Annotated in this window: 18 protein-coding genes; 17 read left to right on the forward strand and 1 reads right to left on the reverse strand. The window is 64.4% G+C overall.

The window, feature by feature from the left end; genetic code table 11:
* The first annotated feature begins 78 nt into the window (after nt 1–78).
* From PMI04_RS14995 to PMI04_RS15055, 13 genes are all read left to right on the forward strand, one after another.
* Nucleotides 79–531 carry a hypothetical protein gene (locus PMI04_RS14995; protein ID WP_007713369.1) on the forward strand — a complete coding sequence of 151 codons (453 nt, stop codon included), beginning with the start codon at nt 79–81 and terminating at the stop codon, nt 529–531.
* Between the two features lie 398 nt (nt 532–929).
* Nucleotides 930–1523 (forward strand): hypothetical protein, encoded by a 594-nt coding sequence (locus tag PMI04_RS15000; protein ID WP_007713370.1) that lies wholly within the window; start codon nt 930–932, stop codon nt 1521–1523.
* Nucleotides 1465–3585 carry a terminase gpA endonuclease subunit gene (locus tag PMI04_RS15005; protein WP_007713371.1) on the forward strand — a complete coding sequence of 707 codons (2121 nt, stop codon included), beginning with the start codon at nt 1465–1467 and terminating at the stop codon, nt 3583–3585. Before PMI04_RS15000 ends, PMI04_RS15005 begins: the two co-directional genes overlap by 59 nt.
* Nucleotides 3586–3588: 3 nt before the next feature.
* Entirely contained in the window at nt 3589–4149 is a 561-nt protein-coding gene (locus PMI04_RS15010; RefSeq protein ID WP_007713372.1) for a hypothetical protein, read from the forward strand.
* Nucleotides 4149–5675 (forward strand): phage portal protein, encoded by a 1527-nt coding sequence (locus PMI04_RS15015; RefSeq protein ID WP_007713373.1) that lies wholly within the window; start codon nt 4149–4151, stop codon nt 5673–5675. Before PMI04_RS15010 ends, PMI04_RS15015 begins: the two co-directional genes overlap by 1 nt.
* Before the next feature lie 15 nt (nt 5676–5690).
* Nucleotides 5691–7700 carry a phage major capsid protein gene (locus PMI04_RS15020; RefSeq protein WP_007713375.1) on the forward strand — a complete coding sequence of 670 codons (2010 nt, stop codon included), beginning with the start codon at nt 5691–5693 and terminating at the stop codon, nt 7698–7700.
* Nucleotides 7701–7754: 54 nt separating this feature from the next.
* A complete protein-coding gene (locus PMI04_RS15025; protein ID WP_007713377.1) occupies nt 7755–7928 on the forward strand; it encodes a hypothetical protein in 174 nt (57 codons plus the stop codon).
* Between the two features lie 80 nt (nt 7929–8008).
* The gene (locus PMI04_RS15030) at nt 8009–8176 is read left to right on the forward strand and encodes a hypothetical protein (RefSeq protein ID WP_007713379.1); all 168 of its coding nucleotides are present in this window, start codon (nt 8009–8011) and stop codon (nt 8174–8176) included.
* Nucleotides 8173–8493 carry a hypothetical protein gene (locus PMI04_RS15035; RefSeq protein WP_007713382.1) on the forward strand — a complete coding sequence of 107 codons (321 nt, stop codon included), beginning with the start codon at nt 8173–8175 and terminating at the stop codon, nt 8491–8493. The genes PMI04_RS15030 and PMI04_RS15035 overlap by 4 nt, the downstream gene beginning before the upstream one ends.
* On the forward strand, nt 8490–8903 hold the full coding sequence (locus tag PMI04_RS15040) for a hypothetical protein (protein WP_007713384.1): 414 nt from the start codon (nt 8490–8492) through the stop codon (nt 8901–8903). Before PMI04_RS15035 ends, PMI04_RS15040 begins: the two co-directional genes overlap by 4 nt.
* Nucleotides 8904–8920: 17 nt before the next feature.
* The gene (locus tag PMI04_RS15045) at nt 8921–10147 is read left to right on the forward strand and encodes a hypothetical protein (protein WP_007713387.1); all 1227 of its coding nucleotides are present in this window, start codon (nt 8921–8923) and stop codon (nt 10145–10147) included.
* A 5-nt stretch (nt 10148–10152) separates the two neighbouring features.
* The gene (locus PMI04_RS15050) at nt 10153–10830 is read left to right on the forward strand and encodes a hypothetical protein (RefSeq protein WP_007713389.1); all 678 of its coding nucleotides are present in this window, start codon (nt 10153–10155) and stop codon (nt 10828–10830) included.
* 174 nt (nt 10831–11004) lie between these two features.
* On the forward strand, nt 11005–11706 hold the full coding sequence (locus PMI04_RS15055; protein ID WP_007713391.1) for a DUF6441 family protein: 702 nt from the start codon (nt 11005–11007) through the stop codon (nt 11704–11706).
* Here the strand turns inward: PMI04_RS15055 and PMI04_RS15060 are convergent.
* Entirely contained in the window at nt 11703–11879 is a 177-nt protein-coding gene (locus PMI04_RS15060) for a hypothetical protein (RefSeq protein WP_007713393.1), read from the reverse strand. The genes PMI04_RS15055 and PMI04_RS15060 overlap by 4 nt on opposite strands.
* A gap of 74 nt (nt 11880–11953) precedes the next feature.
* Between PMI04_RS15060 and PMI04_RS15065 the strand changes: the two genes are divergently transcribed.
* The 4 genes from PMI04_RS15065 to PMI04_RS15080 are packed head-to-tail and all read left to right on the forward strand — an operon-like array spanning nt 11954 to nt 23956.
* Nucleotides 11954–15181, forward strand: coding sequence for a hypothetical protein (locus tag PMI04_RS15065; RefSeq protein WP_007713395.1), 3228 nt, complete (start codon nt 11954–11956; stop codon nt 15179–15181).
* Nucleotides 15181–15540 carry a hypothetical protein gene (locus tag PMI04_RS15070; RefSeq protein ID WP_007713397.1) on the forward strand — a complete coding sequence of 120 codons (360 nt, stop codon included), beginning with the start codon at nt 15181–15183 and terminating at the stop codon, nt 15538–15540. The genes PMI04_RS15065 and PMI04_RS15070 overlap by 1 nt, the downstream gene beginning before the upstream one ends.
* Complete coding sequence (locus tag PMI04_RS15075) at nt 15537–16340, forward strand: discoidin domain-containing protein (RefSeq protein ID WP_007713399.1); 804 nt, start codon at nt 15537–15539, stop codon at nt 16338–16340. The genes PMI04_RS15070 and PMI04_RS15075 overlap by 4 nt, the downstream gene beginning before the upstream one ends.
* Entirely contained in the window at nt 16307–23956 is a 7650-nt protein-coding gene (locus PMI04_RS15080; protein ID WP_157178181.1) for a hypothetical protein, read from the forward strand. Before PMI04_RS15075 ends, PMI04_RS15080 begins: the two co-directional genes overlap by 34 nt.
* Nucleotide 23957 lies beyond the last annotated feature (1 nt).

The raw sequence follows: 23957 nt of genomic DNA on the forward strand, positions 1-23957 counted from the left end.
TTCCAATCCTTCCAATGCTTCCAGATTAGAAATTAAGTCATTGATTATACATAAATTTATAGTCGGAAGGGTTGAGCAATGAAGGTTCCGGCCATGGAAGGGTCACAGTTCTGGTCATTCGCGGACGTGGAAGAGCGTCTGGTCGAGGCGATGCGGCTGTGGTGGCATGTCGAGGGCGCGGGCTGGCCGTTCGCTTCGGATGGGCCGTGGCACCTGATCGGCGAGGATCGCACCTGGGATTGGGACTTGGATCGGCGGCCCGATGTTCGGGTGCCGAAGCTGCCCTTGTCGCGCGAACAGATGCGGCGGCGTGATGAGGCGACGGCATGGCTGCGCCACGCGCCTGATCGCGATCGGCGGTTGGTTGTGCTGGGCGTCACGGCGCTGGCAGCAGGGCGCAAGCGGGTGCCGTTCCGCGCGCTGCTGCGGCCGATGGGCCTTCGGACGGGCGCGGAGGGTCTGCGCAAGCGATACTCGCGCGCCATCAATGCGATTTGCCAAGTGCTGAACACCGCAGAAATGCGCGCATAGAGACGGCGCAAGGGGTAGAATGTGATGGTTGCGAAATATTCTTTGTCCGCCTTTGCCTCCGAAACTGCTATCCAGTGGATACGCTGGTGGCGGGCCTATGGGCGCGGCACTGGCGCGGACCTCTCCAACCTGACGACGCCTCGCCCTGCCCATGCAGCGCGGGGCGTCGTCATTTGCGACCGCGTCGCGATAGGGGATGGGTCGCGCCGGGGCTGCGACCGCGTCGCAAATGCCAGCAATGAAATTGCGCGGGCGGGTGGGGCGCGACAGAATATTGCGCCCACCCCCCTTTGGGTCCTCCCCGGCTCGCAAGGCTATACGGGGGCCGAAGGCGTTCGGTCTGCCAGCGTGCCGAATTTTTCGGCAAGCTTTTGTTTTTCTTTGGGTTTCGGTCGCTGATGCTGGGGAACCTCGCCGATCTGGTGGCCACTGGCCTCGCCTCTGAACCGACGCTGCGCAAGTGGCTGAAGGATCAGCGCGACTGCGACTGGCTGAAAAAGCGCGGCTCCAACGGCGATGCCTATGAAATCGACATTGCCGGGGCCATCGCCGCATGGCGGGCAAAGGAAAACGACAAGGCCGAAGCCGAACGGCAGAAAAGCGAAATGCTTGGCCAGATGGCCATGGACCTTGGTTTGTCTTTGCCGGCAGGCCCCGCGCTGTCGATCGCTGATCGGAAAGCCCTGATCGACGAAGAGATAGCGGCCATGAAGCTGGGGCAGCTGCGGCGCGAACTGGTTTCGGCGGCTGAGGTAGAGGCGGCGGTCGGTGATGTTCTCGCTCGCTATGCTCAGCGGGCCAGCACCTTCGCGGCCCGGCTCGCGAAGAAAATTGACCTGTCGCGTGAGCAAATCGCCGCGATCGAAACACTACGTGCGGCGGACCAGACTTGGTTCGCCGGCCAACTGGAGAATTGGGGTAAAGGCATTGTCGATGATGGCGGCAATACCGGCTCCGCGCTGGACCCTACCCGCCCCGACAACCGGCGGTGACATATTGCGCCGCACGGCGCACCATGTCCGCCCGCATATAAAAACGACGGTTAGTGCGTGGGCGATCGAACATCGCGAATACGATCCCACGACCTTGCCATGGCAACCCGAAATCATGGACACGTTGTCCGATCCGGAAGTCGCCGAAGTGGGCATGATAAAGCCCAGCCAGTGCGGTGGGACTGAGATAGGTTTGGCCTGGCTGGGATGGATCGTAGACACCGATCCATCGGACACGCTGGTCTGCCAGCCCGACCAAAATATGGCGGGCATCTTTTCAAAGACGCGCTTGCGCAAGCTGATCGACGAAACCCCGGCGGTGAAGCGGAAACTGAAGCCGACCGCCGATGCCGACACGGTCCACCTGAAATTGTTTCAGGGTATGGAGCTGGCAGCGGTGTGGCCGGTCCCTTCTCAGTTTACTCAGCGCCCTGTTCGCTATGGCTGGTTGGACGATTACGACCAATATGACGAAGATATCGGATCGTCTAAAGACAAAGGCGGTCAGGGCAGCGGCGAAAGCCTGCTGGAAGGCCGCAATACTTCGCACGAAGGACGCGAAAAGAAGTTTATTTCTTCTTCGCCTGCGCGCGAAGATGGGGGCGGTGTAGAGGCATTTGTCGAAGGCGGCACCGACGAACGGTTGCAGCCTATATGCCCGCATTGTGGCGATCGGTGGGAAATCGACATTCTGACCGATCTTCATTTTGATCGGAAGGGTACGGCCGACGAAGCCGAGGCCAGCGCCTATGTTACATGCGCGGCTGGATGTGTGCTGGAGCCGTCAGACCGGCGGGCCGTTTTGGACAGCCTGACGGATTTGCCTGCTAAAGGTTTTGTTTCAGCGAACCCGACTGCCAGCAAGCGCCGCCGATCGTTCCGAGTGGACGGCCTGATGGCGCTGACCAGTTGGCCTAAGCTGGCACGGCTATGGCGCGAAGCGCTGATGGCATGGGAGCTGCGGCAGGACGAAAGCAAGTTGCGGACGTTCTACAACACGAAAGGTGGCAAAAATTATCGCTCGCAGGCGAGCGGCGAAAAGCCGGTGGTTTCCGCCGATCTGCGCAAGCGGTTGACGATGGGGTGGCGCCTGGGGACGGTCCCGCGCGGCCCGACCGTGCTGAACCTGATCATCGACGTTCAGCATGACCGGTTTGAATGCGGCGTGGTCGGCTATGGTCGGGATGGGGAACGCTGGCTGATCGATCGCTTTGCGATCGACGTGATGGACGACGGGCTGACGCAGGTTTCGCCCTTCATCCACACCGAACATTGGAAAGTGCTGCTGCCCCTGTTTGATCGGAAATATCCGATGGTCGATGACGGCGGTGCCGTTGTGGGCCATGCGCCGATCCTGTCCATCACTGTCGACACTGGCGGTTCGGACAGGAAAGGCGATCAGGCAACGGCAGGCGCCAAATGGTTCTGGAATGCGGCCCGAGCGCTAGGCGTCCATCAGTCGCGGATTACGTTGGTGAAGGGCGGGTCGAACCGCGACGGCAAGAAGTTGATGCCGCCGGGCGAATTTGCCGACCAAAAGGTCAAAGGCGGGGCCAAGCGCAACAGCGCCCGCCTCTGGTTGCCGAACGTGCACAAGATCAAGAATGTCATCGACGCGAAATTGCGTCGACAGAAGCCGGGGCCTGGCTACATCCATCTTCCCGGCGGCGAGTTCGTCGACGGGACTGACCAGCGCATATTCGGCCTGACCGATGAGCATCTAGACGAAATCACGGCCGAAGAGCTGAAGAAGGGCAAGTGGGAAAAGCTGCGCGCCCGCAATGAAACGCTGGATATCCTCGTCTATGGCGAGGCCGCGATTTTGAAACCGCCATTTGCGCAGAGCCGCACTGATATGCGGTGGGTGCCGAAGGACTATCGCATCATCTGGCCGGCGCAAGGCGTCATCGTCCTGCCCGCGCCTGCTGCCAATGATCCCGCCCCGGTTCCGTCAGCGGAGCCGGTGGCGGTCAATGCAACACCACCGCCGCCAAAACCGGTGCGGAGCCGAACCGCTCCGCGCCGATCAGGTGGTTGGATGAACCGACTAGGAAGCCGCTAGATCATGATCAATCGTCTGACCGACGCCCTGCCGTCTATGCCATCGAGCATAGTGGCGGGCGACAGCCTGCGCGTGGTCCACGCCGATCTGGCCGCAACCTATCCGGCATCCGAAGGCTATAGCGCCACGTTCATCTTCGTTCCCGAACGTGGCGGGTCGGCGGTCACGATCGACGGGGAAGCCAGCAGCGGGGGATGGTTGCTGTTTGCTGCCGGGTCGGTGACCGCCGATTGGGCCGTTGGCGTTATGCGCTGGTCGGTCAAGGTTGAAAGCCCAGATGGTCGTTTCACCGCCGAAAATGGCAGCATCAACATTCTGCCTGACCCAGCATCGGCGGCCGACACACGCAGCCATGCGCGCAAAACGCTCGACGCCCTGGAAGCCGTGATCGAGGGGCGGGCGTCGAAGACGGACATGGAAACCACCCTGGCCGATGGGCGCCAGATCAAGCGCATCAGCCATGAGGAACTGGTGAAAATGCGCAAAACCTATGCCGGGCTGGTCGCGGCCGAAGAGCGCAAGCGCGGACGCGGTGGCCCGGCCCGCATATTGGTCAGCCTGTGATGCGGATATTCGGCATCCAGATCGGTCGCGACACGGCAACGCAGGGTGCGGCCCCGGCCATGCCCCGTCGCCAGCGGATTGCGCGCGGCGGATATGCGCGGCGCGGATTTCAGGCCGGTGTGACCGATCGCCTGACCAGCAAGTGGACCACCACCGACGAAACGGTGAACATGGCGCTGCTGAACCATTTGCGCCCGATGCGGGCGCGCAGCCGCGACTTCGGGCGCAATAATGAATATGGCCGCAAATTCCTGTCGCTGGTTCGTACCCATATCATCGGCCCGGCGGGTTTCACGCTGAAGGTCGACTGCCGCCGCCCCGACGGAACGCCGGACCAGCAGGACAGCAAGCGCATTGCCCGCGCCTATAAGAAATGGAGCAAACGCGGCAATTTCGATGTGACGGGACGGCTGAGCGAAACGCAATTCGACGCTCTGGCCATCACGATGATCGCGCGCGATGGCGAAGTGCTGATCCGCATGGTGGAAGGCCGCGACCGTGGCCTGCATCGCTTCCAGCTTCAACTGCTGTCCGGCCATCTGCTGGACGAAGGCCATAATATGGACCTGGCGAACGGTCACCGCATCCGCATGGGTGTGGAGTTCGACGCCTGGATGAAGCCAGTGGCCTATCATCTTCGGATCATGAGCGGGTCGGCTGACATGCACGGCACCGCCAGTCAGCGCTATGAACGGGTCAGCGCCGACGAAATTCTGCATCTGTTCGTGCCGGAGGAAATCGACCAGTGGCGCGGCATCCCATGGGCCTATGTTGCCCTGCGCGATGCCAAGCATCTGGATCAGTTTGACGAAGCGGCGCTGGTCGCGGCGAATGTCGGCGCCGCCAAGATGGGCTTTTTCCAGCAGAAAGACCCTGAGGCTGGTCCACCGATGCAGCGTGAGGGGGAAGACGATGGCGACGGATATGCCGATCAGCAGGACTTCGTCACGGCGGCCGAACCGGGAACGTTCGATGTCATTCCCGACGGCTATGAGCTGAAGGAATATGACCCGACCTATCCCAATGAGGTCTATGATCCGTTCACCCGCAACGTTTTGCGGCGGCTGTCGACCGGCCTGCTGGTCGCCAATCACAGCCTGACCGGCGATCTGACACAGGTGAATTTCAGTTCCATTCGCGCCGGCACCCTGGATGAGCGCGACATGTGGAAGATGCTTCAGGGCTTCTATGCGGAAGCGAAGGAAGTCATTTTCGGCCGCTGGCTGGGCGTATCGATGATCTATGATCCGGACCTGAAGGCCCTGCCCTACAGCAAGTTCGACAAGTTCAACGCGCCGGTGTTTTTCGGCCGCCGTTGGGATTGGGTAGATCCCAAGAATGACGCCGCCGCCGATCGCGAGGCGGTCGCGCTGGGGGTCCGCAGCCGGGCGGAAATCATCCGCGAGCGCGGCCGCGACCCTGATGAGGTCTGGGCCGAACTGGACAGCGAGAAGGAACGGGGCATGGCGACGCCACATGCGGGCGGCGGCAATAGCAATGCGGGCACGGCATCCGCCGCCGCCTGATTTCAGGAGACAGTCATGAGTAAAGTTGCCCTCGCCCTGCTGGCGGGAACGATGATGGCTGGCCCGCAGATGCGGGACAGCGAACCCGACCAGACCTTGCGTCGGGACATGCAATTCACCCTGCGGGCCGAAGCGATCGACGTGGAGGCCCGCACCGTCGAACTGAGCTTCTCCAGCGAAGAGCCTTATGAACGCTGGTGGGGCACCGAAATTCTGGATCACGCCGATACCGCAATCCGCCTTGGCCGGCTGAACGGTGGCGGCGCGCTCCTGATGGACCACAATAGCCGCGACCAGGTGGGTGTTGTGGAACGTGCCTGGATTTCAGGCAGGAAAGGCCGCGCGACGGTTCGATTTGGACGATCGGCCCGCGCGCAAGAGGTCTTTCAGGATGTCCAAGACGGCATCCGCAAACTGGTCAGCGTGGGTTATCGCATCGTCGAAATGGTGTTGGCGCAGCGTGACGGCGACAATGCGACCTATCGGGTAACCGATTGGGAGCCATACGAAATCAGTCTGGTTTCGATCCCTGCTGACACAACCGTTGGCGTCGGCCGCGAAGGCGAGCCGCCCGCTTTTGATCCCCGTTCCCTTGTTAAAGAGGAAGATGACATGAACTTTGGCACCCGTAATGCGGGCGGTGGTGCTGCTGCGCCTGCCGCCCTCGCTGCTGCATCCGCCGCCCAGACGGCCGTCGAACATCGCTCGGCCGTTCCGGCCCAGCCTGTCGCCCCTGTCCTTGACGCAGCGGCCATCGCCGCCGCCGAACGCGACCGCTCCAACCATATTCGCGCCATGGCCGCGCGGCTCAACTGTCGCGAGCTGGGCGACGCTGCGGTCAATGACGGCCGTTCGGTCGAACAGTTCATTCGCGATTTCGAAGCGCAGGCGGGCAACGCAACCCCGATCCGCACGGCCGAAACGCCGCTAATCGGCATGGGCGAGAATGACGTGCGCAGCTTCAGCTTCGTGCGCCTGATGAACGCCCTGGCGAACCCCACCGACGCGCAGGCCCAGCGGGCCGCCGGTTTCGAACTGGAATGTTCGGCCGCCGCTTTGCAGCGTGGCCATGCTTCGGCGAAGGCCGGGGCGCTGCGCATCCCGCTGGACGTTCTGCGCGCCGATATCAACGGTGAGGCCCGTGACCTGAATGTTGGCACCGCCACTGCCGGCGGCCACACGGTCGCGACCGATCTGCTGGCAGGCAGCTTTATCGAGCTGTTGCGCAATGCGATGGCGCTGACTGGCCTGGGCGTCCGCATCCTGGGCGACCTGAACGGCAATCTGGCCATTCCGCGCCAGACCGGCGGCGCCACCGCCTATTGGGTCGGCGAAGGTGCGTCACCTACCGAGAGCCAGCAGGCGTTCGATCAGGTGGCCCTGTCGCCCAAAACCGTCGCGGCCTTTACCGACATGACCCGCCAGCTGCTGATGCAGTCGTCGATCGATGTGGAGTCCTTCGTGCGTCAAGACATTGCGCTCTCGATCGCGCTCGCCCTCGACCTGGCCGGCGTGAATGGTTCGGGATCGGCCAATCAGCCGCGTGGCCTTCTCAACACCACTGGCATCGGTTCGGTGATCGGTGGTGCCAATGGCGCGGCGCCGACCTGGGAACATGTCGTCAAGCTGGAAACGGCGGTCGCCAATGCCAATGCCGAGCTTGGCAGCCTCGGCTACCTGACCAACACGAAGGTTCGCGGCAAGCTGAAGCTGACCCAGAAGTTCGCCGGCACCAATGGCGATCCGGTCTGGGAACGCGGCAACGAGATGAACGGCTACCGCGCCGCCGTCTCCAATCAGGTTCCGTCGAACCTGACCAAGGGCACGGCCATCAATTGCTCGCCGATCATTTACGGCAATTGGGCCGACATGCTGATCGGCATGTGGGGCGGCCTCGACGTGCTGGTCAACCCCTACATTCTTTCGGGCACCGGGTCGGTTCGCATCGAAGCCTTCCAGTCGGCGGACATCGCCGTCCGCCACGCGGAAAGCTTCGCCGTCATGGGCGATGCCCTGACCGACTAATCCATCCTCCAGCGAGGGCCGGGCATCCCGTCCGGCCCAAAGGGAAACAGCATCATGACCACGAAAAAGCTCTACGCGCAGCGCCCCGTCGGGATCGATGGCAAGCATTTCGACCTGGGCGAGGAAGTGAAAGACGTTGCGTCCGAGCAGCTCAAGCTCGCCGAAAGGCAGGGATCGGTAGGGCCGGACAAGCCGGGCACCCCGCCGGTTCCGGAAAAAAAGGACTGACAGGGCCGCTCGGCACAATGACAGCGCGGGCGCTGGTGGCCACGGCTACCGGCGCCCTTCTCGTTTGAAGGGCATATTTCATGAAGAGCATCACGCTTCATACCGCCGAACTCGACAATGGCGGCACCCGGCGCGAAGCCGGCGCCAGCATCGGTGTCGGCAAGGCCAAGGATCAGATCGACCTTGATCGGGCCAAGGCGCTGGTCGCCAACGGCGGCGCTGTCGAAGAGGCAGTAGCCGCGAAATGACCGAATTTTCGGACGCGGCGGCGGACCTGCATCAGGCTTTCGCCGATCCGATCACCTACACCGGTGCCGGGCTGAATGGCGCGACTATCACCGGCACCAAATATGATGTTGCCGGCGATCTCTTTCAGGGCGCCGGAAGCACCGCCCGCCGCGTCTGGTTTGAAATTCAGCAAGGCGATCTGCCGCAGGCGCCCGCCAAGCGTAACGGCGTCCGCCACACCGACCCCATGACCGGCATCACCACCGATTGGAGCGTCATCGACATCGCGCGCCGTGACGACATCGGTGCCTTCGATCTGACGGTAGAGAAAGCATGAGCACTCGGGAAACCATCTTTGCCGCGATCGAGGCCGCGCTAGCCGCAACCGGCGCGAACGAAATCGAACGAATGCCGTCGAGCGACCCGGCATCCTTCCCGGCCCTACACATCATGGACGACGGCCAGGGCCAGTTGGAAGGGGAAGCCGGGTCGACCCGCTATGGCATGGCCATTTCGATCGAAGGCTATGTCGAAGGCTCTGGCGGCAGCGCCATGCACACCGCCCTCAACACCCTTCATGCTGCAACGGTCACCGCCATCATCGGCCTGATCCCGACCGTCGTCGTAATCGAAGATATTCAGGAAGGCGATTTGCGCACGGCGGTCGCGCCGCTCGCCAGTGCCGCCCGCCTCGCCTTTAGCCAGGATTTTACCATCACCTTCGCCACTCGGCGCGGGCAACCTTAACCCTATAGGAGCAAGACATGGGTGATCCCGTAATCCGCCCCGACAATGCGGTGGCGATGTTCAAGATCGAAACCACCGAAGGCGTCGACGCCGTGCCCACGGCGGCCGATGCCTTCCCGTTCGACACAGGGCAGCAGTTCAACAGCCCGTTCACGACGGAAGACTCGACCGAAGTGACCGGCTCGTTCGTCGCCGGTGCGCCGACCGTCATCGGTCAGCCCGCCGAAATCACCTTTCGCTGCAAGATGAAGGGCGCGAACGCAGCCTATTCCGCCAGCGTCAAGCCGCCGCACCATGCCCTGCTGGTCGCGGCGGGCAAAAAAGCCTTGTTCACCGCTGCCGTCGCCGCTGCCGCTGTCACTGCCGTGGCCGGCGGGACCGCGACGCTTGCGGCCGCGTTCGCCGCCACTGCCCAAGCCTATCGCGGGATGCCGGTCAAGCTGTCAGGTGGGCCGGGCGCTGGTCGCACCACCTTCATCACCGACTATACAGCCGCCCGCGTGGCGACGCTGGCCGACAGTTTCAGCCCGGTGCTGACCACCGCGACGCAGGCGGAAATTCTGCCCAACTGGACCTATGCCGGGACCAGCCCGAAGGATCAGTCCGCGCGCCTGACCGATCAGCCCAGCGGTACGCTGTACCTGAATGAAGACGGCGTCCTGCGCAAGTATACAGCCTGCCGTGTCAGCCTAACTGATTGGGGCGGCGACACTGCCAAATCTGGCTTCTTCACGTTCCGCATCACCGGTATCTATGCCGGCAAGGTCGATGCGGCGATGCCAGATGCCGCCGTGCCGCTGCATAGCGGCCCGATCTTGGCGATGGGTGTCAGCGGCGTCGATCCCGCCTTTCTGGTCAATCGGCAGCAGCTTCCCATTTCGTCCTGGTCGATCGCTGAAAACACGACCCAGGAAAACCCGGAAGACCCCAACACCTTCTATGGTTTCGGCGCATCGCAGTTGGGTCGCCGCGTGCCCGAACTGCGATGCGATCCGCTTGCCACGCTGGTCGCTACGCGCAATGTCGAGGCGGATATAGCGGCGATGTCCCAATTTTCCGCACTGATCCGGGCTATTGGTGCCGCCTACAACCGCTGGGCCATCACGATGCCACTGGCGCAGCCGGTTGCGGCCGACAGTGCCACGCGCGGTTCGCTGCGGTCGGAAGACACCCGCTTCCGTCTGCTCAGCCCCGGCCGCGACGCCCAGGCGCGCGACGGCGACTCGATCCTCTGTTTCTGGTAAGGCCCATGTCGATCATCATCGCATCCACCGCCGCATCGGCGGCCGAACCCTTCACGCCGAAATGGCTGGAGGGCACCGCCGGTGCGCCAACCTTCTATATTCGTGCGGGCGACATCATCGAACGCCAGCTGATGGAGGCCGAACTATCTGGCCCGGCCTATAATGCCGGTGAAATCTGGCCCTGGGAGAAGCATGGCGCGCTGATCGACGGCATTAGCGCCTTTGCCGGGGAAGACACTGCGCACCTGATCGCGCTTGCTGAAACGTCGGTGAAGGGCGAGCTTGTCGACCCTGCCGAAATCCAGCTGTTACAGCAGGTGACACAGACGATCGCCCAGCATTTCCCGGCCTATCGGGCGCTGGTCGAGCGGGAGGAACGCCGCCGGGCAATCCTGCCCATGGTCGCCTTTTGCCGCTATTGCGTGGATTGGGAAAATGTCGAGGGTCGGCCGGTGCGTGGCATCAGCGGCCAGATCGACCCTGCAACGTTGACCACAGTCGACCCTCTGTTGCTGCGCGTCGCCGGCATGGAGGCCTATGACCGGCAATATGGGCTTAGCGCCCGAAAAAACTCCGATGCGCCCTTGAAGTCCGGCGACGACCAAGAGACTTCGCCTTTGGCCGAACCTTCGGAGACGGATGGATCATCGCAGGCGAGCGATACCGGGAAAACCCCCGCCTGACCCTCCCCGCCTGGGCGCTCTTCACCGTCGACCTATGGTTGCGGTGTCGGGCGCGCGGCGGGGCGCTGGGTGGTGGCACACCGATATTGCCCGGGCCGGGCGGCTATGGCCAGCAGCCGGCGGCATTGATGGATGCCTTTGACCTGCTGGAAATGATGGTGAGCGAGAAAGACGATGCCAGCCCTTGAACTCTCCGTCGACCGCGCCGACCTCGATCGGCGCAGTGACGCCATCATCACCGCCATGTTGCTGGCGGGCACCCGCTCCATCCATGCCAGCACCAAATGGCTGGAACGGCGCCTGGAGGATCAGACCAAGCGCGCCGTCAAGGGCCGGCTGTGGCGCGCCTGGAAGTCGGACGCCTATCCGGCGCAGGGCCGCGCGGCCTATTCGCCGGAAGGCCAGGTCTATGTGAACGGGGGAAAACGCTCGGTCGGCGCGATGGCCTATTGGACCAGGCCCGGCATCAACAAGAAGGCATCGGGCGAATGGCTGGCGATCCCGACGCCGGAAGCCGGGGTGCTGGGTCGCAGCCGCAACATCACGCCAGGCGAATGGGAACGCCGCAACGGCATTCGCCTCGAATATGTGCATGGCAAGGATGGAAAGCCGTCCCGCCTGGTTGCCGAACATGTGATGTTCGGCGCCAATGGCATCGGCGTCCGTGTGCCGACAAAGAAGCGGCTGCGCAACCAGCGCTATATCAATCGCGACGGCAGTCCTGCGCGGGTGCAGTCCGTCACCATCTTCGTGCTGATCCCATTCCAGCGCTTTGCCAACAAGGTGGCGGTTGACCCGATCGTGCGGCAGGCAGAGGCCTATCTCGCCAAGGATTATCGCGAGCGGACCACGAAGGTGGGCCGGCAGTTCAGCTAGTCTTTTGACTTCCTAATCGCCTCGACGATCGCGCCTGCTGCTATGAGGCCAATGCCGCTTACAAACAGTGCCGAGCTATAGATTGCCTGAAGGACGATGTCGGGCACTCCATAACTCACTCCGGCGCTGAAGACGATCAGCAGTATTCCGACAGCATAGAACGCGATGCTCATTATTTTCCCCTGCCCTTCAGAGGGCAGACCCATAGCCCGCTGGCCTGCGATGGTCCAGCAATGGAGTCCTGTGCATGGTTGACATCCTTGCCCGCCTGAAAATTCGGGCGGAAGAATTTTCGCGCGGCGCTGACCAGGCGTTTGGCCGCTTTGAACAGCAGGCGGCTAAGTCGGGCAACCGCGCGGGTGATGAATTTGCGCGCGGACTTTCTGCCCGGATCGATGCGCTAACCACGGGCGCCGGTATCGCTGCGATTGTTTCATTGGGTCAACGCGCGCTCGACCATGTCCAGACGCTGAAGAAGGAAAGCCAGCAGCTCGGCATTTCGACCAAGGCGCTTCAGGAATATCGCTTTGCGGCGGCGGAAGTCGGTGTCGAACAGCAGGATTTGAGCGACAGCTTTACCGACCTGACCCAGAAAATCGGCGAAGCGCGCGGCGGCAACAAGGATGCGAAAGATGCCTTCCGCGATCTGGGCATCGATATCGACACAACGACCGGGCGCGCCAAGAGTATGGAAGGCGTCTTCAATGAGCTGATCGGCAAGTTGTCGCAGGTCAGTGATCCGACCGAGCGCGCGCGTCTGGAAGCCCAGCTGTTCGGCGATGAATGGCGCAAGATCGACCCCATGCTGCGCGCCGGGGCCGGGCGGATCGACGGCCTGCGACAGGCCGCGAACGAGTTCGGCGCCGTCATTTCGGACGACGCGATCCAGAATGCCGATGCCACCGCCCGCAAGGTGCAGCAGATGAAGATGGTGCTGGAGGCGAATATTGCCGATGCTGTCGCCAAGAACTCGGGGGCGATCCTTGGCCTGGCCAATAGCCTGACGCGAATGACCGGTAGTTTGGCCCAATGGTGGAGCCAGAACCCGGAAAAGGCCTATGCACTTATGGGCGCCGCAGGGGGGGCACGAGCCGGTTTTGCATTAGGCGGGCCGATCGGGGCAATTATTGGTACCGGTGGTGGATTGGTCGCCGGAGCAGCTTATGGGAAGTCCGACAAGCAGGCCTCCGATGACGCCAATATGACCCTGGCTTTCCGCCGCCAGCAGGCGTTGAACGCGAAGAAGGAACTGGATGCGATGCGCGCCGCACAGACCAGCGGATCGCTGGTCAGCTTTCGGCGCAGCGGCAGCGAGCGGTCAGGCGGGACGTTGCAGCAGGCGGAAGCCGAAGTCTTGCGGCAGGCAAAATTGCTGTGGCGCGCGGCCCAGGCTGCGCAGACATCGACCATCCGGCGCACCGGTCCGATCTGGACCAGCCCTGTTACCGTCGATCCCGAAAGCCCCACCAGCGCTGCATCGTCGGGCGGTCGCGCCTCCGGTCGTTCGGCAGGCTCGGGCCAATCCGATGCCGATCGCGACCTTGAAAAGCAGAATGAGGCCGAACAGCGTCTGCGCGAAAGTCTGGAAGAGACGATCCAGCGCCAGCGCGACAGCCAGCAATTGGCCGATCTTCGCGCGCGGGGTCTCGATCGGCAGGCCGACCTTCAGCAAGCGATGCTGGAAATTCAGCGCCAGTTCCCCGGCCTGGAGGGCACGACCAACGCGGAGGCGGCCAAGCTGCTGGGCCTGCGCGAAGATCAGATCGCGCCGCTGCGGGAGCAATATGAGCTGCTGAAGGAAATCCGCACAGCAGAAGTCAATCGCGATGCCGATGCCGATGAAGCCCGGCAGCGCGTCGAGAATGAACGCAAGGCGCAGGAGGAAATAGGTCGTCTGCGCGAGGAAGCGGACCAGCGCCAGCGCCGGTCGATCGAGGATTTGTCGCGCCTCTATTATGACCTGTTCTCGGGCCATAGCAGCGATATATGGCGCGATTTCAAGCGCGAGGGCATGGAAGTCATGGCGACGCTGGCGGCGCAGTGGACCATCGCGCAATTTTCCGGTCGGCCCTTCGACCCCCTGACGGCGCTGAGTACGGCCACCAGCAGCATGGGCTTCGGTGGCCCGGCCAGCGCTATATTGTCGGCCCTGACGAACGGCAGCGGCCGGGCAAGCGGGCTGGCGGAACTGGCCGCAGCGGAAGGCGGCGACGCCGGACAGATCGCATCGGCAGCGGGTCTGGCCAAACAGTTCGGCGCGACCAGCGGCCTGAGCGGCATCGCATCCAGCGTCGCATCGGTCATGGGTCCATTGGCCATCGCATCCGCCGCCAACAGCATGATCGGGGATATTTTCGGTTTCAAGGGTGGCCCGCTGGGCGTACTCACCGGCCCGATATCGAACCTGATCAACCCCAGTCGATCGGCCGGCGCCACCATTACCGGCCTGGACAGCGTGACGATCGGTGGCAAGGACAAGAAGCAATATGGCGTGGCGAGCGGCCTGGCGGACAATGTCCTGTCGGGCCTCAAGGATTTGGCCGACCAGCTGGGCGGCAGCGTAGGCAGCTTTCGCACGACGATTGGCGTTCGTGACGGCGATTATCGCGTCAATCCCACCGGATCGTCGCTGAAGACGAAAAACGGCGCCGTCGAATTTGACGATGATGTCGAAGGCGCCATTGCCTATGCCATTGCCGACGCCGTGTCGGACGGCGCGATCATGGGGATATCGGAAGCCAGCAAGCGCCTGCTGACTTCGGGCGCCGACCTGTCCGAAGCGATCGAGAAGGCGGCGGCGATCGAGGCGATCCCCAAGGCATTGCAGGCCCGGCTCGATCCGGTCGGCTATGCGATCGAGCAGCTGAACGACAAGTGGGACGATACCTGGGCCGCGCTGAAGGAAGGCGCCGCCACCGCCGAACAGATGGCAGAAGCCCAGCAACTCTATAATCTGGAGCTGGAAGAGGTGAAGAGCAGCACCGCCAGCGCCGCGCAGGGCCTCAAGGATTTCCTCAAGGCCATGGACGCCGGATCAGCGTCGCCGCTGTCGCTGCGCGATCAGGAAAAGGCGGCCTATGACGAATTGTCGGTCTATCTCGACAAGATCGGCAAGGGGCAGTCGATCGACCAGAGCGCCTATCAGGATGCGGCCCAGACCTGGCTGGATATCGAGCGCCAGCTATACGGGTCGACATCCAAATATTTCGAGGCCTTCGACGCCATCCAGGCGGCGACCAGCTCGGCCATTTCCTCGATCGAGAATGTCAGCGCCATCACCAGCGCGTCGGACCAGTTGGCGCAGGACGCCGCCACTGCCGCCAAGGCGACGGCGACCAGCACCACCACCATGGCAGCGGACACGTCCAACATGGTCATATTGCTGCAACAGCAGCTGGCCGCCAGCCAGGCACTGTTGAACGCGCTGGGCGGCGGTAGCGGGTCCACCTTCACCGGCACCACCCGAAACTACTGATGCCCGCCCTTCCCGCTGACATCGCCGCCGCCCTGCGGCCACAGATCGTCGTGTCCAACGAAGATGCGACGATCAAGGCCCGCTTTCCCTCGGCCCGCAACAATAGCGACGAACCGTCCGAAGGTTTCTTTGACCTGCGGGCGGACGCTGAAACTGCCGGCGCCCAGCGCCGCGCCCTGATCGGCGCCGTCCGGCGCCGCTTCGCCGTGACGATCGACGACATGCTGCCAATTACTGCCGGCGTGATCCCGACCCATCGCCTGATCGACGCCGAACAGGGTGTCGACGCCCTCATGATGGTCACCCGGATCGAAGTCGATCTGGAAGACGAACAAACCAATGTGGAATATTTCGGATGAGCAATGCAGTGATCGTGAAGCCGCTGGCCTTTGCGGCCGCAAGCGCCGGCTCCACGGCGGCCGGCTATGATCCGGCCTTTGTCGGCAATGACCATATGGGCGTCGTGTGGAAAAGCGCGACCGGCGCGGCCAGCCAAGCGCTGACGATCGACATGGGCGCCAATGTCACGATCGACACCATCCTGTTGCTGGGCTGCACCGGCGCCCTGGCCGGCTGGACGCTGAAGGTCGAAGCGGCAACATCTGCGCAAGGTGCCACCTTCCCCGCTGGTTCATGGGTTGGCGCCGCCCTGCCCTTCCTCGCCGGCAGCGCCATGCCGGTCAGCGGACGCGGGCGGGCCATCTGGTTTGCGCCCGCCTCGCCGCCGCCGGCATCGCGCTATTGGCGCCTGACCATCGGCGGGCTGGCCAATGCGGCCGCGACCGTGGCGCGCCTGGTCATGGGCCGGAAAATCCAGCTCCAGCGCAATTTTCAGTTCGGTGCGGCCTTTGGCGTTCGCGACATGAGCAATGTCGATTTCTCGGTGCGCGGGGTGCTGCTGCGCCGACGCGGCGTCAAGCTGCGATCGGTCGCCGTCACCTTCGGCTCGGTCTACAAGGATGAGGTCGAGGCTGTGGTGCATCCGCTGATCGAGGAAATCGGCATCAGCGAACCGATCGCCCTGATCATCGATCCGGACGATGACGCCCAGCGACAGAACCGCATCTGGTTCGGCCCGCTGGTCGGCGACCTGGGCACGGTCTGGGCAAAGCCGGGCGGCTTTGAATGGCGCGCCAGCCTGGTGGGGCTGAACGCATGAAGGCGTGGCTGATCCAGATCGACGCCTATGACGGCGCCACCGCAACCACGCTGCGCATGGCCAGCCATGATGATGATCGGCTGTGCCATCTGAATGGTCAGACTTGGTGGCCGGTCATCGTGAAGCTGCCGACGCTGCGCTATGATTTCTTTGACGGCAGCTTTGACAGCGGCTCTATCACCTCGCCGTCAGGCACGCTGGAAGCCAATATCGAGGCGATCCCGTCGCTGCCGCGTCTGGCCATCCACGATGCCCGCATCCGCATCTGGGGCGGCGAGCTGGGCGCCGCATTCGCTGGCTTCCTGCTGACCTTCGACGGCCGCGTGAAAGAACAGCCTTCGGTCGACGGCGGGACGATGTCGATCAGCTTCGGCACGGACGACAGTTGGCTGGATCAGCCTCTGCTGGCGACCTATGCCGGCACCGGCGCAGCAGAGGGCGGCACCGATCTGGAAGGTCAGGTCAAGGCGCTGGCGCTGGGCGCGCCGCGTTTCGTACCTGCGACGTTGATCGATGCGGTGGACAATATCTATCAGCTGTCGGGCTATGGCGCGCTCAACGCTGTGGAAACGGCCTTTGAACGGCTGAACCGTTTCGGGGCGCCCGCCGGCAATGCAACCAGCTTCGCCGCGCTCAAGGCGGGCGCGGTGACGCGCGGGCAATGGGCGACATGCCTGGCGCAGGGCTTCGTCAAATTCGGCGCGCCGCCCGAAGGCCTGTTGTCCTTTCACCTTCAGGGCGATGCAACAGGCGGCTGGAGCCGCCTGCCCGGTGATATCATCCGGCGGATCGCGACGATCGCGGGCGGCGCATCGCGCCTGTCTTCGGATGACGTAGCAGCGATCAACACCGCGCGGCCCTGGCCCTTGTCGATCGTTGTGAATGCCCAGACCACCGCGCGCGACCTGATCCAGCGCATCGCGATGTCTGTCAATGCGGTCGCCTATGTCGACTGGCTGGGTATGCTGCGCCTGTCCGCCATTGGCATCGGCGCGGCAAGCATGACGGTCGCCGCCGATGGCAGCAGCCTGCCCCCCGTAGCGGATGTGCAGCAGGTCGAAATCAGCGCGCCTTTCTGGAAAATTGCGCAGGGCGCTGCCGTGACATGGCAGGTCCATGGCCTGAACGAAATCGCCTTCAGCGCACCGCTGAACCCACGCGGCCCCTATGATCCGGACGAAACCTATCGCGAAGGCGACATGGTCACGCTGCCCAACGGGTCGCAATGGCTTTTCATCGGCGCGACGCCCGCCAAGGGGTCGGCGCCTGCGGACAGTAATCCAAACTGGTTCCGGCTGTCCGACGCCATCACCGCCGCCAATGTCACCTATGATGATGGCCAGACCGTCGAGGAGCTGAAGCCTGCCGAACCGGGCGCGACCGATGGCATGAACCCGGCCGAGAAGGACGAGTTCGAGCAGCTCAAGGAAGACCAGGCCGCCGCCGAAGTGGCGATGGGTCAAGCCCAGGACCAGATCGATGATCTGATCGCTACTTATGGCTCGACCGCCAGCGCTGCGGCCTCCGCATCGGCAGCCCAGACCAGCGCCGCCGCCGCCCAGGGCTATGCCAGCACTGCCAGCACGGCGTCCGGCAACGCGCAGACGGCCCGCGACCAGGCCAACACGGCAAGCTCGGCCGCGCAGGCAGCGCGCACCGCATCGGAGACGGCGCGGGACAATGCGACCACGGCGGCGACCAATGCCAACACGGCCAAGGTCGCAGCGGAAGCCGCCCGCGACACGGCCAATACGGCGGCGACCAACGCCAACAGCGCGCGGACCCAGGCAGAAACGGCCTTCGCCAATTCGACCACGGCACGCGATGCGGCCCAGGCGGCGCAGACGGCAGCCGAGACGGCGCGCAGCCAGGCGCAGACCTATGCCTCCAATGCGAACGGTTCGGCCACGGCCGCTGCCGGCAGCGCGTCGAGCGCTCAGACCAGCGCCACCAACGCCGGCAACTCGGCCACCGCTGCGGCGGCCAGCGTAGTCGCCGCGACCTCGGCCTATACGAACGCGATCGACGCGATCAACCGCGCGCCGATCCTGCCATCCGGCTTCGGCGAGGGCGGCAAATATTGGACGCTGAGCCGCAACGGCGCCCCTTCGGCCATGCCCGATCCCACCGCCGCCGTCGTGGGATCGGACCCTGATTTGGGGCCGACGCTCGGTTTTTCGTGGGGCGCGCAAGGCTCCAACATCCTGACCAAGGGGATTGTCGAGCTGGTCGCGGGCCGGGTCTATGAGGTCCAGGCCCGGATGAAGGTCACGGCATCGGACGGCTCGATCAGCTTCTCGACCGTGGCCGTGCCGATGCTCGCCGATTTTACGGGCGCGCCAACCAGCGGCAACTTCATCAGCGGTGGCGCGGCCACCATCACGACGACGGGCACCGTCACCACTTTGAGCGGAAAGTTCAGTCTGACCGCCGGCACCGGCATCATGACGCTGCCCGCCGGGTCCGCCTTCGCCCGGTTCGGCGTCCGCATGACGACGGCCGAAACCACTACCCTGCCGACGTTCCTGTTCGGATCGATCACGATCCGGGATGTCACTGAACGCGAGGCGGCGACCGTCTATGCCGATGCGGCGGCGACCAGCGCGAGCGCGGCGGCGACCAGCGCCACGGCGGCCGGGACCAGTGCGACGGCGGCCCAGACCAGCGCCACCACCGCCAACACCCAGGCCGGCAATGCCAGCACATCGGCGGGGCAGGCATCGACCAGCGCCACCAATGCGGCCGGCAGCGCGAGCGCGGCGCAGACCAGCGCCACCAATGCAGCCAATAGCGCAACAGCGGCCGGCACATCCGCAACGGCGGCCAGCAATAGCGCATCGACGGCGGCCACGAAGGCAAGCGACGCGGAGCAAAGCGCTTCGGCGTCGGCGTCATCGGCAACCCTGGCAGGCACCAAGGCCGGCGAGGCGGCGACCAGCGCCACACAGGCATCGACCAGCGCGACGACGGCGCAGGGCCATGCCGCGACAGCCAGCACCCAGGCGACCAACGCGGCCAACTCGGCCACGGCGGCCGGCGGCAGCGCGATCGCCGCGAGCAACAGCGCATCGACCGCCGCGACCCAGGCGACGAATGCCGGCAATAGCGCGACAGCGGCCCAGGCGAGCGCCCTCTATGCCGAGAGCAGCGCCACCCTGAACCTCGTCAAGAAGGGCAATTTCAGCGACAACGGCATTGGCCTGTGGGCAGGCAACAGTACGCCCACCGCTTTTCTGGAAACCGCGCCGGACGGCCAGACCCGCGTCCTGCGATCGACGAACCGCGACACATGGGAGACGGCGTTCACGCCCGTCACCGCGACCAATGCGCGCACGCTGCGGCTGACCGGCTATGTCCGTAATCCAGGCAGTTTCGCCCTGCTGTTCGGCGTCAACTGGCAGAACGCGGCCGGCACCGACGCTTGGGTCCAGACCCAGATCGCCGCTGCCAGCGCCACCAGCTGGGCCGCCTTCTCGGTCACTATCACCCTGCCGGCGACGGCCGTCCGCCTCCGTCCGATCCTGACCAGCAACGGCACTGCTGGCGCGGCCGGCCATGATTATCGTGTCTCCAGCCTGCGGATCGAGGACATCACCGAAAGCACGGCGGCGGCCGGTTCGGCGACGGCGGCCAGCACATCGGCCAGCAATGCGTCTACCTCTGCGACGAACGCGGGCAACAGTGCTACCGCCGCGCAGAGCAGCGCGACGGCGGCGAACACCAGCGCCGGCAATGCCTCGACCTCCGCGACCCAGGCATCGAGCAGCGCAAGCGCGGCGGGTACGTCGGCCAGCAATGCAGCGACCTCCGCGACCAATGCGGCGAACAGCGCCACCAGCGCCGGCAACAGCGCCACGGCCGCCAGCGGGTCGGCGTCCAACGCCAGCACCAGCGCAACGGCGGCCGGCAACAGCGCGAGCGCTGCGGCCGTTTCTGCCGTCTCGGCCGCCTCCAGCTACACCAGTGCGGTCAGCGCGCTCAACAACGGGCCGCTGCTGCCGACCCAACTGACCGACGCCAATTATTGGACGGTCAGCCGCAACGGTGTGCCCGACAGCATGACCCCGGCCACCCTGTCGGTGGTCAATGACAGCCTGCTTGGCCCCTCGGCCGAGTTCACGACATGGACGACGGCGGGCGCCCAAATATTGACCCGTGGCGCCGCGCCGATCGTCGCGGGCCGCATTTACGAGGTCTCGGTTCTGTTCCGGGGTACGGCGGGCGACGGCAACATCCAGTTCAGCGTGATCGGCTGTCCGATGGATGGCGCCTATGCGGGCCTGCCCTCCGCGAACAGCTTTGTCTCTGGTGGCGTCGTCACGATGACCGGTACCACGAGCATGCTGGCGACGGCGATGTTCTCGACCGTGGCAGTGGCCGGTGTCTCTGCGATCGACGCCGCCACCAAATTCCTGCGCGTGGGCCTGCGCCTGGGCACGGCTGAAACTGGCCTGATCATCCGCATCGCGCAGATCAAGATCGTCGATGTCACTGAGCGCGAAGCGGCCAAGAGCAGCGCCAGCGCGGCAGCGACCTCGGCCAGTTCGGCGGGGACCAGCGCGACCAATGCGGGCACCTCGGCCAGCGCCGCGCAGGGCAGCGCCACGACGGCCGCGACGCAGGCGGCGAATGCGCTCAACTCGGCCAATTCTGCTGCGACCTCGGCCAGCAGTGCCAGCACTGCCGCCACGAATGCGGGCACCTATGCGACCTCGGCAAATAGCAGCGATGTTTCGGCCGCGCTGACCGCAGCAGCCATGATGCCGGCCGACTTCCAGCAGGACGGCAAATTCTGGGCGACCGGCTATATTGGCGCACCTAGCGCCCTGGCGCCGATCGCCACGAACAGCGTCTATTCGTTTGTCAGCGTCTCCGGCGTCGGTCGCGTCATCCAGATCGTATCGCAGGCCTCGTTTACCTATGTCTGCACGATCGGCGCCGTGGCTATGCAGCCCGGCCGCAAATATCGGGTGACGGGTCGAGCGCGCCACACCCAGGCCGCTTCGCTGTCGGTCTCCCTCTTCGCGGTCATGCTGGGGTCCGACTATAGCGCGGGCAGCAATCGCGAGCATCTCCAGACCCTATCGGTGCAAAACCAATGGGTGGACTATTCGCTCGATGTCGATGCTGACACTTTCATTGCGGCGGGCCGGACCTATCTGCGCGCGTTGTTCCGTCTCAGCGCTAACGCCGGCCACATCATCCAGATCGCCGGCATCAAGGTCGAGGATATCACCTCGCAGGATGCTGCCGCAGGTAGTGCGGCCGCTGCGGCCAGCAGCGCCAGCCTCGCGTCTGCCAGCCAGACCGCCGCCGGCAACAGCGCCAGTTCGGCCAGCACATCAGCGACCAATGCGGCCACATCGGCCACCAACGCATCCAACAGCGCGGGCGCGGCCAGCACCAGCGCGTCCAGCGCGTCGACCAGCGCGAGCAACGCTGCCGGGTCCGCCAACACGGCCAGCACGCAGGCCACCAACGCATCGAACAGCGCGACCGCTGCCAATAACAGCGCGTCGGCCGCTGCCGGCAGCGCGTCGGCCGCGTCCACCAGTGCTACCAACGCGGGCAATTCGGCCAGCGCCGCATCGGCCAGCCAGCTCAGCGCCTCCAGTTCGGCGGCGGCCGCACTCAACACGCTCTACGTCAGCGCGCCGCTGCTGACTTCGACCTTCGAGGAAGGTCTCAAGCACTGGATCAGCACGCGCAGCGGTAGTCCGACCTCGCCCGGCGGCGACCTTTCGCCAACGAATACCAGCTGGGTAGCCGACGCGGACATGGGTAACGCGCTCGAATTGTCCTGGTTCGCGACGGCCGGCGCCAACCTGGCTTCCCGTGGTGTCCTCGCGATTGCGCCTGGCCGCATCTACGAGATTTTCACCCGGTTTAAGATCACGGCTTCCGATGGCTCGGTGTCGCTCAATCTGGCCGTTGCGCCGATGTTTGGCGATTTCACGGGCAACCCGGCGAACAACGCGTTCGTAGGGGCCACCTCTTCGCAGAGCTTCACCGGCACCGGCACGGTTCAGACTATGAGCCGTCTGTTCAGCCTGACGGCGGGCACAGGTATCGCGACGATCACGGCGGGGACGACGTTCATCCGTCCGTTGCTGCGCCTCAACGGCAATGAAAGCGGCCTGGTCCTCCGCGTCGGCGAACTGCGTATCACTGATGTCACCGAGCGCGAGGCGGCAGCGACCAGCGCGAGCGCAGCCGCGACCAGTGCGTCCAACGCCTCGACCTCGGCCACCAATGCCGCCAATTCGGCGACCTCGGCCACCAACTCGGCGAACACCGCCAACACCCGCGCCAATGATGCCAGCAGCAGCGCCACCGCTGCGGCGACCTCCGCATCCAACGCCTCGTCCAGCAGCTCGGCCGCCGGATCGTCGGCCACGGCGGCGGCGAACAGCGCCACGGCCGCCGCCGGTTCGGCGACCAACGCAAACAGCAGCGCGTCGACCGCGTCCGGTCATGCCTCCAGCGCCAGCGGCTCGGCCAGTGCTGCCGCTGCCAGCGCGACCCAGGCAGCGACCTATGCCGGGAACGCGAACACCTCGGCCACCAACGCCAGCAACAGCGCCGTCGTGGCGACCAACGCCGCCTCGGCCGCGCAGACATCCATGACGCTGACCGCCTCGATCGCGGCGGGTGGCATGAACCCGAACCCTGCTTTCGCTGATTGGCCGAGTGGCAACGTCTACCCCGGAAGCTGGACGAATTACGGCACCATAGACGGCCTGGGGAAGATGACCAATATTTCCCCCTACGGCCCCTACGCTGTGTCGATGCTGGCGAACCCGGGCAACACACAGAGCGGTCTCCAGACTGGCGTGATCGGGGGCACCGATAACGGACGGATCTCAAACGGTCAGTGGCTGGTGATCGAAGCAGACGTTCGCTTCTACTCTGCCGTCACGGCAGGCGCCGGTGTCACCGTCGTGGTCCGCAACAGCAGCGGGGCTGGCATCGCCAATCTCAACCTGCATTTCTATTCGGACCCGGACACCTCCGGTGCGGTTAATGCGACCGGCATTGACGCCACCCGCATCAAGAGCTTTCGGAAGATGGTTCAGGTGCAGGCGGCTGGCGCATTCAGCTTCATTGTCTATGCGCTGAACCGCTGGAGCGGCTTTGCGGGTTACAACACGGGCGTAACGACGGGGATCGAGTGGTTCCGCGTCAATCTGCGCCCCGCCTCCGATCAGGAAATCGCCGCACAGAAGGCCACGGGCGACATCGCCACGCTCAACGCATCGGTCTCCAGCCAGGCGTCCGCGCTCGCCACGCTGCAGGGCAGCTATGCGTCGCTGTCGTCGACCGTCACCGCCCAGGGCGCCAGCATCACCAGCCAGGCGTCCGCGATTGCGAGCGTGCAGGGGAACGTCACCACGCTCTTCGCGCGCGCCTCGATGACGATCGCGGCCGGAAACGTCATCACGGGTTGGGAGAGCAGCACCAACGGCTCTGTCAGTTCCTTCAAAATAAGGTCCGATATCCTCGAAATCGTGCCTAGCAGCTCGAGCGGTGAGCGGACCTCGTTCAGCAATGGCGCGTGGAAGGGATACGACAGCGCCGGCACCAAGCGCTTCCAGCTTGGCAATCTGGCGGCCTGAT

The sequence above is a fragment of the Sphingobium sp. AP49 genome, assembly GCF_000281715.2.
Taxonomy (GTDB): domain Bacteria; phylum Pseudomonadota; class Alphaproteobacteria; order Sphingomonadales; family Sphingomonadaceae; genus Sphingobium.

Excerpts from the sequence above, each read along its gene's own strand:
- PMI04_RS15060 (WP_007713393.1), bottom strand. The coding sequence starts at position 11,879 with ATGAGCATCGCGTTCTATGCTGTCGGAATACTGCTGATCGTCTTCAGC.
- PMI04_RS15055 (WP_007713391.1), top strand. The coding sequence starts at position 11,005 with ATGCCAGCCCTTGAACTCTCCGTCGACCGCGCCGACCTCGATCGGCGC.
- PMI04_RS15015 (WP_007713373.1), top strand. The coding sequence starts at position 4,149 with ATGCGGATATTCGGCATCCAGATCGGTCGCGACACGGCAACGCAGGGT.
- PMI04_RS15010 (WP_007713372.1), top strand. The coding sequence starts at position 3,589 with ATGATCAATCGTCTGACCGACGCCCTGCCGTCTATGCCATCGAGCATA.
- PMI04_RS15030 (WP_007713379.1), top strand. The coding sequence starts at position 8,009 with ATGAAGAGCATCACGCTTCATACCGCCGAACTCGACAATGGCGGCACC.
- PMI04_RS15020 (WP_007713375.1), top strand. The coding sequence starts at position 5,691 with ATGAGTAAAGTTGCCCTCGCCCTGCTGGCGGGAACGATGATGGCTGGC.
- PMI04_RS15065 (WP_007713395.1), top strand. The coding sequence starts at position 11,954 with ATGGTTGACATCCTTGCCCGCCTGAAAATTCGGGCGGAAGAATTTTCG.
- PMI04_RS15025 (WP_007713377.1), top strand. The coding sequence starts at position 7,755 with ATGACCACGAAAAAGCTCTACGCGCAGCGCCCCGTCGGGATCGATGGC.
- PMI04_RS15050 (WP_007713389.1), top strand. The coding sequence starts at position 10,153 with ATGTCGATCATCATCGCATCCACCGCCGCATCGGCGGCCGAACCCTTC.
- PMI04_RS15045 (WP_007713387.1), top strand. The coding sequence starts at position 8,921 with ATGGGTGATCCCGTAATCCGCCCCGACAATGCGGTGGCGATGTTCAAG.
- PMI04_RS15075 (WP_007713399.1), top strand. The coding sequence starts at position 15,537 with ATGAGCAATGCAGTGATCGTGAAGCCGCTGGCCTTTGCGGCCGCAAGC.
- PMI04_RS15005 (WP_007713371.1), top strand. The coding sequence starts at position 1,465 with ATGATGGCGGCAATACCGGCTCCGCGCTGGACCCTACCCGCCCCGACA.
- PMI04_RS15040 (WP_007713384.1), top strand. The coding sequence starts at position 8,490 with ATGAGCACTCGGGAAACCATCTTTGCCGCGATCGAGGCCGCGCTAGCC.
- PMI04_RS15035 (WP_007713382.1), top strand. The coding sequence starts at position 8,173 with ATGACCGAATTTTCGGACGCGGCGGCGGACCTGCATCAGGCTTTCGCC.
- PMI04_RS15070 (WP_007713397.1), top strand. The coding sequence starts at position 15,181 with ATGCCCGCCCTTCCCGCTGACATCGCCGCCGCCCTGCGGCCACAGATC.
- PMI04_RS15080 (WP_157178181.1), top strand. The coding sequence starts at position 16,307 with ATGGCGCGCCAGCCTGGTGGGGCTGAACGCATGAAGGCGTGGCTGATC.
- PMI04_RS15000 (WP_007713370.1), top strand. The coding sequence starts at position 930 with ATGCTGGGGAACCTCGCCGATCTGGTGGCCACTGGCCTCGCCTCTGAA.
- PMI04_RS14995 (WP_007713369.1), top strand. The coding sequence starts at position 79 with ATGAAGGTTCCGGCCATGGAAGGGTCACAGTTCTGGTCATTCGCGGAC.